Raw genomic sequence first — 7,592 nt, 5'->3', positions numbered from 1 at the left:
GGCCCGTCCGCCCCGGCCGCAGCATCCGCACCCCGGCGAGCGCGGCGACGGCGGCGAACGCGGCGGTGAGCACCGGCTGCGGCAGCCGCCCCGCCACCGCTCCGGCCGCCGCGGCGGGCGGGATGCCCGCTGCGGCGAACAGGGCCCCGGCGCGCCAGCGGACGTGGCCCACGCGGGCGTGGGCGTACAGTGCGCTCGCCGAGGTGACGGTGACGATCAGCAGGCTCGCGGTCGTGGCCGCGGCCGGGCTGAAGCCGAGCAGATAGATCAGCGCGGGCACCGCGAGGACGCTCCCGCCACCCCCGAGCGCGCCGAGCGCCAGGCCGACCACCGCACCGGCGGTCAGGGCAAGGACCAGGGCACCACCCATGTGCGGGTCCCGCGGCCCGGGTCAGCGTGGCCCCGGCCGGCGGACGGTGAGCCCCGCCCGCTCCGCGGCGTCGAAGTGGTCGTCGACGACGGTCACGTCCCGGCCGGCGGCGTCGAGGAGCGAGGCACCGATGCTCGCGCGCGTGCCACTGGCACAGTGCACCCACACCTCGCCGTCGGGCACCTCACCGACCCGGCCGCGCAGGTCCTGGACGGGGATGTGCGCGGAGTCGGCCACGTATCCGTTCCGGCGCTCGGAGTCACGGCGTACGTCGAGGACCACCACGTCGTCCCGCTCGGCGCGGGCCCTGGCGAGATCCGCGAAGGTGGCACACCCGCAGGACGCGAGCTTCTCACCCGGTCGTACCCAGGCGTGCGGGTCGCCGCTCGCGGCGGCGGCCGGGCGGTCGATGCCGACCCGGACCAGCTCCCTTTGGGCACCGGCCAGTTGGGCGGGCGTCCCGGCGAGCAGGGTGACCGGCTTGCCCCAGGGAAGGAGCCACGCCAGATAGGTCGCGAGCTTGCCCTCGGCCTCGAAGTTGAAGGTGCCGGGGACGTGTCCGGCGGCGAAGGCCACGCGGTGGCGCAGGTCCACCACCCACTCCCCGGCCGCGAGACGGGCGGCGATCCGCCCGGCGTCCGCGGGCTCCGGCGGGGTCAGGTCGACGGGGGCGGGGCCCGCCGCGTTGGCCGGGCCCATGTGCGTGTAGTACGCGGGCACGTCGTCGAGCCCGGCGAGCAGCTCGGCGACGAACGCGTCCACGTCCTTGGTCAGCGCGGCGTTGCCCACGCGTTCCGCGCCGACGGTGGTCTCCTCTCCCCCGGCCTGTCCGGACGCGCAGAAGCTGCCGAAGCCGTGCGTGGGGAGCAGCCGCACCGCGTCGTCGAGCGCGTCCGCGAGCCGGTGTGCGGACGCGTGCTGGGCGCGGGCCAGTTCCCCGGTCAGCCGCGGCTCGACCAGATCGGGCCGCCCCACCGCGCCGATCAGGAGCGAGCCGCCGGTGAACGCCGCCACCGCGCGCCCGCCGTCCTCAAGGACGTACGCGGTGTGGTGCGGGGTGTGGCCGGGCGTGGCGAGCGCGCGCAGGCGCAGGTCCTCGTCGACGGCGACCGTGTCGCCGTCGGTGACGGCGGTACGCGGGAACGACACCGCGGCCCCGGCCGGGACGAGATAGCGCGCGCCGGTCAGGCGGGCCAGTTCCAGGCCGCCGCTCACGTAGTCGTTGTGGATGTGGGTCTCGGCGACGTACGCGATCCGCACGCCGCGGCGCGCCGCCGCCGCGACGACCTGGTCGATGTCACGCGGTGGGTCGACCGCGACGGCGGTGCGGGGCCCCGAGGCCAGATAACTGTGGTTGCCCAGGACCGGGAACTCCAGGGTGTCGACGACGAACACGGCGGCTCCTTCCCACACACGGGTACCGGGAAAAATACCCAGGGGGGTATTTTCGACTCCGGTCACGGGGGAGGTTGGCGCGGTTCTTTCCTTCGCCCTCAAGCAGCGGTCCGGGCACACGCCTCCCCCCCTCTGGTCGCCGCCGGGCGGACCCGAGTTGCCGCCGCGACGCGAGTCGCCACATGTGACCGATTACGCCTCAATTCCTGGCCGAACAGGACCAGTTGAAGCTTGAAGGTAAGGGGCTAGAGTCGTCCGTCCGAAGGACCGCAAGGCGTTCGACATCGCGACCGATCCACTCCCGATCCGTCATGCGACACAGCCAGGAGGTCTCCCGCGCATGCTGCTGAGCCACCTCACGCCCCGCGATCGCCGACTCTTCACGGAGTTCGGGCACGGCCCCGCCGCCCCGCTCCCCCACACCCTCGTCCACGAAGCCTTCGAGCACCGCGCCGCGGCCACCCCTCACGCCGTCGCCGCCGAGCACGAGGGCACGCGGCTCACCTACGGCGAGCTGGACCTCCGCGCCGAACGGCTCGCCACCCTGCTGGTGCGCGTGGGCGTGCGGCCCGGCGACCGCGTCGGCCTGTTCGTACGCCGGTCCCTGCCGATGCTGGTCGGGCTCCTGGCCGCCCTGAAGGCCGGTGCCGCCTACGTCCCCCAGGACATCGGGCTCACTCCCACCGCCCAGCTGCGGCACGTGCTGCGCGCCGCGGGAATCCGGGTGGTGCTCACCCAGGCCCGGCACGCCGACCGGGTACCGCGCGCCGCGGGCACCGTACGCATCGCCATCGACCAGGAAAACGGCACCGCCGCCCCGCCCCCGTCCCCGCCCGAGCGGCTCGCCCGTGCCGTCCGCCCCGACGACGGCTGCTACGTCCTGTTCACCTCCGGCACCACCGGCGCCCCCAACGGCGTCACCGTCACCCACCGCAACGTCTGCAACATCCTCCTCACCGAACCGGGCGGTCTCGGCATCGGTCCCGGGCTGCGCGTCGCCCAACTCCTCAACATCGCCTTCGACATGGCCGCCTGGGAGATCCTCGGCGCGCTGACGCGCGGCGGGACACTCCTCATCCGCGGCAAGGACATCGCCGAGACCGCGCGCCGCGCCGACGTCCTGATCGCCACCCCGACCGTCCTCTCGGCCGTCGATCCCGCCACCTGCCCCCACACACGGACCGTCGCCGTCGCCGGGGAGCCCTGCCCCCGGCCGCTCGCCGACCTGTGGGCCGCCACCCGCGCGTTCTACAACTGCTGCGGCCCGACGGAGACCACGATCGTGAACACGATGCGGCGGCACTCCCCGGCCGCGCCGCTGCTCACGATCGGCCGCCCCACCCCCAACAACACCGTCTACGTCCTGGACGAGCACCGCAGGCCGCTCCCCATCGGGCGGACCGGAGAGATGTGGGCGGGCGGCGACTGCGTGTCCGCCGGGTATCTCGGCGACCCCGTCCTGACCCGCGAGCGGTACGCGCCCGATCCGTTCCTCGGCGGCGGCCACCGCATGTTCCGCACCCGCGACCTCGGCCGCTGGACGGCCGACGGCGAGCTCGAACACCTCGGCAGGACCGACGACCAGGTGAAGATCCGCGGCTTCAGGGTCGAGCCGGACGCGGTCTCCGCCGTCCTGGAGGCCCTACCCGGCTGCCGGCGCGCGGTCACCGTGCGGCGGGACGCGCGCAGCCTCGTCTCCTTCGTCTGCCCGCGGGACGTGGACCCGGAGGCGGCGCGCGGCGCGGTCGCCGCGGCGCTGCCCTACTACTGCGTGCCCGCCGCCGTGTTCCCCCTCGCGGTCCTGCCGGAGACCGACCGGGGGAAGATCGACAAGGGTGCCCTGCTGCGACTCGCGGCGGGGGTGGCCCGGTGACCACGACACCGGCGGCTCCCTCGTCGCCTTCCCCTTCCCCGCGCCACCCGGCCCCGTCCGAGGCCCGGTTCGGCGACGGCGTGGTGCTGCCGCCGCTCACCTCCTGGCCCCGGCGCGCCCTGAAGCACCCGCGCCTGATGCACTACCACCGCCTGGCGGTGCTGGTCGCCGCCGCCAACCTCGCCTTCCTCGGGGTGGCCGGGGGCGTGCCGGAGGAGCGGACGCTCGGTCATGCCGCGCTGGCGAACCTCGCGCTCGCCGTCGTCGTCCGCCAGCAGTACGTCGTCAACTTCTTCTTCCGGGTGGCCACGGCGGCCCCGGTGACCTGGCCGCTGAGGGTGCGCTGGACGCTCGCGAAGGTGTACCACTTCGGCGGGCTGCACGTGGGCGGGGCGCTTGCGGGCAGCGCCTGGTTCCTCGCCCTGACGGTGGCGCTGACGGCGGGTGACGGATCGGGCGCGGTGCTCACCGTCTCGTACACGCTGATCACCCTCCTCGCCGTCATCGTGGCGACCGCGCTTCCCGCCTTCCGCTCCCGCTTCCACGACCGCTTCGAGCGGATCCACCGCTTCGGCGGCTGGGCGGCGCTGGCCCTTTTCTGGACGCACACGGTGCTGCTCGCGCGCGGGCCCGGCGACGTGGGCCTCTGGGTCCTGGCACTCGTCACCTTCAGCGTGGCCCTGCCGTGGCTGCGGCTGCGCAAGGTCGACGTACGGATCGAACGCCCGTCGTCCCACGTCGCCCTCGCCCGCTTCGACCACGGCGTGACGCCCTTCGCCGGGTCGTCGACGGCCATCAGCAGGAACCCCCTCAAGGAGTGGCACTCCTTCGCCAACGTGCCCGCGCCGGGGCAGTCCGGCTTCCGCCTCACCATCTCCCGTGCGGGCGACTGGACGGGCTCCTTCATCGACGACGCGCCCTCGCGGGTGTGGGTCAAGGGCATCACCACGGCGGGCGTCGCCAATGTCGAGACGCTGTTCCGCAGGGTCGTCTACGTCGCCACGGGCAGCGGCATCGGCCCGTGCCTGCCGCACCTGCTCGCCGCCGAGGTGCCCTCGCGCCTGGTGTGGGCGACCCGGGATCCGCGCAGGACGTACGGGGACGGCCTGGTCGAGGAGATCCTCGCCGTGCAGCCGGACGCGGTCGTCTGGGACACGGGGCGGCACGGGAAGCCCGACATGGTGCGGCTCGCGTACGCCGCGTACGCGGAGTCCGGCGCCGAGGCAGTCATCTGCATCTCCAACAAGAGGCTCACCTGGCAGGTCGTGCACGGCCTCGAACAGCGCGACATCCCCGCGTACGGAGCGATCTGGGACTCCTGACCCCTGGCGGCACACCGCCTCGCCGGCCCGGACCGAACGCGAGGTGGCCGACATCATGGGCGACCGGCCGCCGCCTCCCGTACGCAGCATGGTCGTCCTGCACAATTCCCCTACCGTGTGGGACCTGACCCGTGCGGAGTCCGGGAAGGAGTGCGATGACAGAGCGCGTCGCCATCATCGGCGCGGGGTTCGCGGGCCTGTGCATGGCCATCCGCCTGGCCCGGGCGGGCGTCACCTCGTTCACCGTGTACGAGAAGGCCGACGACCTCGGCGGGGTGTGGCGGGACAACACCTACCCCGGCGCGGGCTGCGACGTGCCCTCGCACCTGTACTCGTACTCCTTCGCCCCCCGCGAGGACTGGAGCCGCGCCTTTCCCCTGCAGCCGGAGCTGCTGCGCTACCTGCACGAGTGTGCCGACGACCATGGGATCCGCCCGCGGATCCGCTTCGGCACCGAGATCACCGCCGCCACGTACGACGAGACGGCACACCGGTGGGAGCTGCGCACCGCCGACGGGCAGGTGCGTCACGCCCGGGTCCTGGTGACCGCCGTCGGCCAGCTGAACCGGCCCAAGTACCCCGACCACCCGGGACTCGCCGACTTCACCGGCACCGCGTTCCACTCGGCCCGCTGGAACCACGGCCACGATCTGACCGGGGAGACCGTCGGGGTGATCGGGACCGGCCCGAGTGCGGTGCAGTTCATCCCGCGCATCGCGCCCCACGTGCGGACACTGCGGGTGTTCCAGCGCTCGGCGAACTGGGTCATGCCCAAGTGGGACTACCGCTACGGGCCCGTCCACCAGGCCCTGTTCACCACCGCGACGGGCCGACTTGCCTTCCGCGGCGGCTGGTTCGCGTTCGCGGACACCGTCCTGTACTCGGCCATCCGGGGCGGGCGCCTCGGCAAGGCCGTCGAGTACCTGTGCCGCCGCCAACTGCGCACCCAGGTGGCCGATCCGGGGCTACGGGCCAAGCTCACCCCCGACTTCCCGCTTGGCTGCAAGCGCGTCCTCATCTCCGACGACTACCTTCCGGCACTCGCCCGGGACAACGTCGAGGTGATCACCGAGAGGATCACCCGGTTCACCTCGCGCGGCGTGCTGACCGCCGACGGGACCGAGCACGCGCTCGACACCCTGATCCACGGCACCGGATTCACCGCGACCGAATTCCTCGCCCCCATCGCCGTCACGGGCCGCGGCGGGCGGCTGCTGCGCGAGGAGGCCTGGGCTGACGGCGCGGCCGCCTTCCTCGGCATGACCGTGCCCGGCTTCCCCAATCTCTTCCTCCTCTACGGGCCGAACACCAACCTCGGCAACAACTCCGTCGTTCTCATGATCGAGGCCCAGGTCCGCCACGTCCTGTCCTGCCTCTCGGCCATGGAGCGCGACGGCCGCAGCGAGTCGGAGGTGTCGCCGGGCGCCTTCGAGGCCTACCGTCGCCACGTCGAGGCGGCCCTGGGCGGCACGGTGTGGCAGGCGGGCTGCACCAGCTGGTACAAGACCGGCACCGGAAAGATCACCAACAACTGGCCGCACCGCGCGGCCCGTTACCGGAAGCTCACCCGCCACCCCGCCGCGCTGCGCTCCACGAGCCCGAGGCGTCCGCGTCAGTCGTAGCCGATGTTCGCTCACTTCGAGGCGGGCCCGACGTCGCCCTTCCACTCGCCCTGTTCACCCGACGTGCCCGCTTCGACGGCGTAGGAGTCGTCCCGCTCGTCGCGCTCCCCCGCCTGGTGGTTGTACTGCCCGGCGAACACGTACTGCCCGGCCGGTACGGTCCGCCCCGCGCGCAGCGTCCAGCGGTAGCGGAGGTAGCCGTCCCGCTCGCGCACGGAGACGTCGAAGTCCTCGACGGGCAGCGAGTGCCAGTTGCCGGTGTCGGCGACCTCGCCCGAGCGGGCGACGCGCAACTCGACGGTGAGGGCGGTGAGCGGCTTTCGCACCCCGACCGTGATGTCGCTCTGCGACCAGTACGGGTTGGAGCCCGGGCCGATCCTGCCGTCCGTGCGGACGAGGCCGGCGCCGGGCGTGGCGCGCGGCGGCTTCGAGGACGCGGGGGGCCGCTGGGCCGCGGGGGGCCTGGTCGGCTTGGTCGGCTCGGCCGGCTTGGCCGGCTGGGTCCCGGACGCGGGCGGGGAGCCGCTTGCGGGGCGCCGGGGCGGACGCTTGGTGCGGTCGGACTCGGCGGGCGGCGGCGCGGGCACGCTCGCGGCGGGCGGTGTGGAGGGCGTCGTCGCGACGGTCCGCGCGTCCACGTCGTCGCCGCGCACCGCGGTGGCCACGCCGTAGCCGCCGGCGGCGAAGACCCCGGCCACGGCGACGGTCGTCCCGGCCACGCGCAGCCAGGACGCGCCCTCCTCGCGGCCACGGCGCGCCCGCGGCGTCCGCGGGGCGCGGGCGCCGTCACGGCCCCCGGCCATGCCGCGTTCGACACGCGCCAGCATCCGTTCGCGGTCGGGCCGGTGGCCATGCGCCGCGCTGCGCAGCCGCCTGCTCAGGGCCGCGTCCCGCGCCTCGCGGTCCATGGTCTCGCGGCCCAAGGTCTCACCGTCCGTCACGCCGTCATCCATCACGCCGTCATCCGGCCATCTGCCATCGGGTACCCACAGGCGACAGCCGCTCCGCCA

The 7,592-nt window shown here is 74.0% G+C and carries 6 protein-coding genes; 3 read left to right on the top strand and 3 right to left on the bottom strand.

Going from position 1 to position 7,592, the window contains the following annotated elements:
• Both IEY91_RS41680 and IEY91_RS09445 read right to left on the bottom strand, forming a co-directional pair.
• A partial coding sequence (locus tag IEY91_RS41680; protein WP_229696821.1) for a TSUP family transporter occupies positions 1-370 on the bottom strand: 370 nt, incomplete at its 3' end.
• Positions 371-391: 21 nt separating this feature from the next.
• On the bottom strand, positions 392-1,765 hold the full coding sequence (locus IEY91_RS09445; RefSeq protein ID WP_189173604.1) for an MBL fold metallo-hydrolase: 1,374 nt from the start codon (positions 1,763-1,765) through the stop codon (positions 392-394).
• 340 nt (positions 1,766-2,105) lie between these two features.
• On the opposite strand from IEY91_RS09445, the gene IEY91_RS09440 reads away from it, so the two are divergent.
• From IEY91_RS09440 to IEY91_RS09430, 3 genes are all read left to right on the top strand, one after another.
• A complete protein-coding gene (locus tag IEY91_RS09440) occupies positions 2,106-3,638 on the top strand; it encodes an amino acid adenylation domain-containing protein (RefSeq protein WP_189173603.1) in 1,533 nt (510 codons plus the stop codon).
• Positions 3,635-4,960: an FNR domain-containing protein gene (locus tag IEY91_RS09435; protein ID WP_189173602.1), complete on the top strand. Its 1,326-nt coding sequence runs from the start codon at positions 3,635-3,637 to the stop codon at positions 4,958-4,960. The genes IEY91_RS09440 and IEY91_RS09435 overlap by 4 nt, the downstream gene beginning before the upstream one ends.
• A gap of 155 nt (positions 4,961-5,115) precedes the next feature.
• Positions 5,116-6,582: a flavin-containing monooxygenase gene (locus IEY91_RS09430; RefSeq protein WP_164326739.1), complete on the top strand. Its 1,467-nt coding sequence runs from the start codon at positions 5,116-5,118 to the stop codon at positions 6,580-6,582.
• An 11-nt stretch (positions 6,583-6,593) separates the two neighbouring features.
• Here IEY91_RS09430 and IEY91_RS09425 read toward each other — a convergent pair whose 3' ends face one another.
• Positions 6,594-7,523: a hypothetical protein gene (locus IEY91_RS09425; protein WP_229696820.1), complete on the bottom strand. Its 930-nt coding sequence runs from the start codon at positions 7,521-7,523 to the stop codon at positions 6,594-6,596.
• Between the last annotated feature and the right edge of the window lie 69 nt (positions 7,524-7,592).

Source organism: Streptomyces lasiicapitis (genome assembly GCF_014646335.1).
Taxonomy (GTDB): Bacteria; Actinomycetota; Actinomycetes; order Streptomycetales; family Streptomycetaceae; genus Streptomyces; species Streptomyces lasiicapitis.
Note: the sequence above shows the minus strand (reverse complement) of the source record. Positions and strands in the feature narration are given on the sequence as shown.

Bases quoted from the DNA above. Each gene is read 5' to 3' on its own strand.
- IEY91_RS09430 (WP_164326739.1), top strand. From the start codon at position 5,116: ATGACAGAGCGCGTCGCCATCATCGGCGCGGGGTTCGCGGGCCTGTGC.
- IEY91_RS09440 (WP_189173603.1), top strand. From the start codon at position 2,106: ATGCTGCTGAGCCACCTCACGCCCCGCGATCGCCGACTCTTCACGGAG.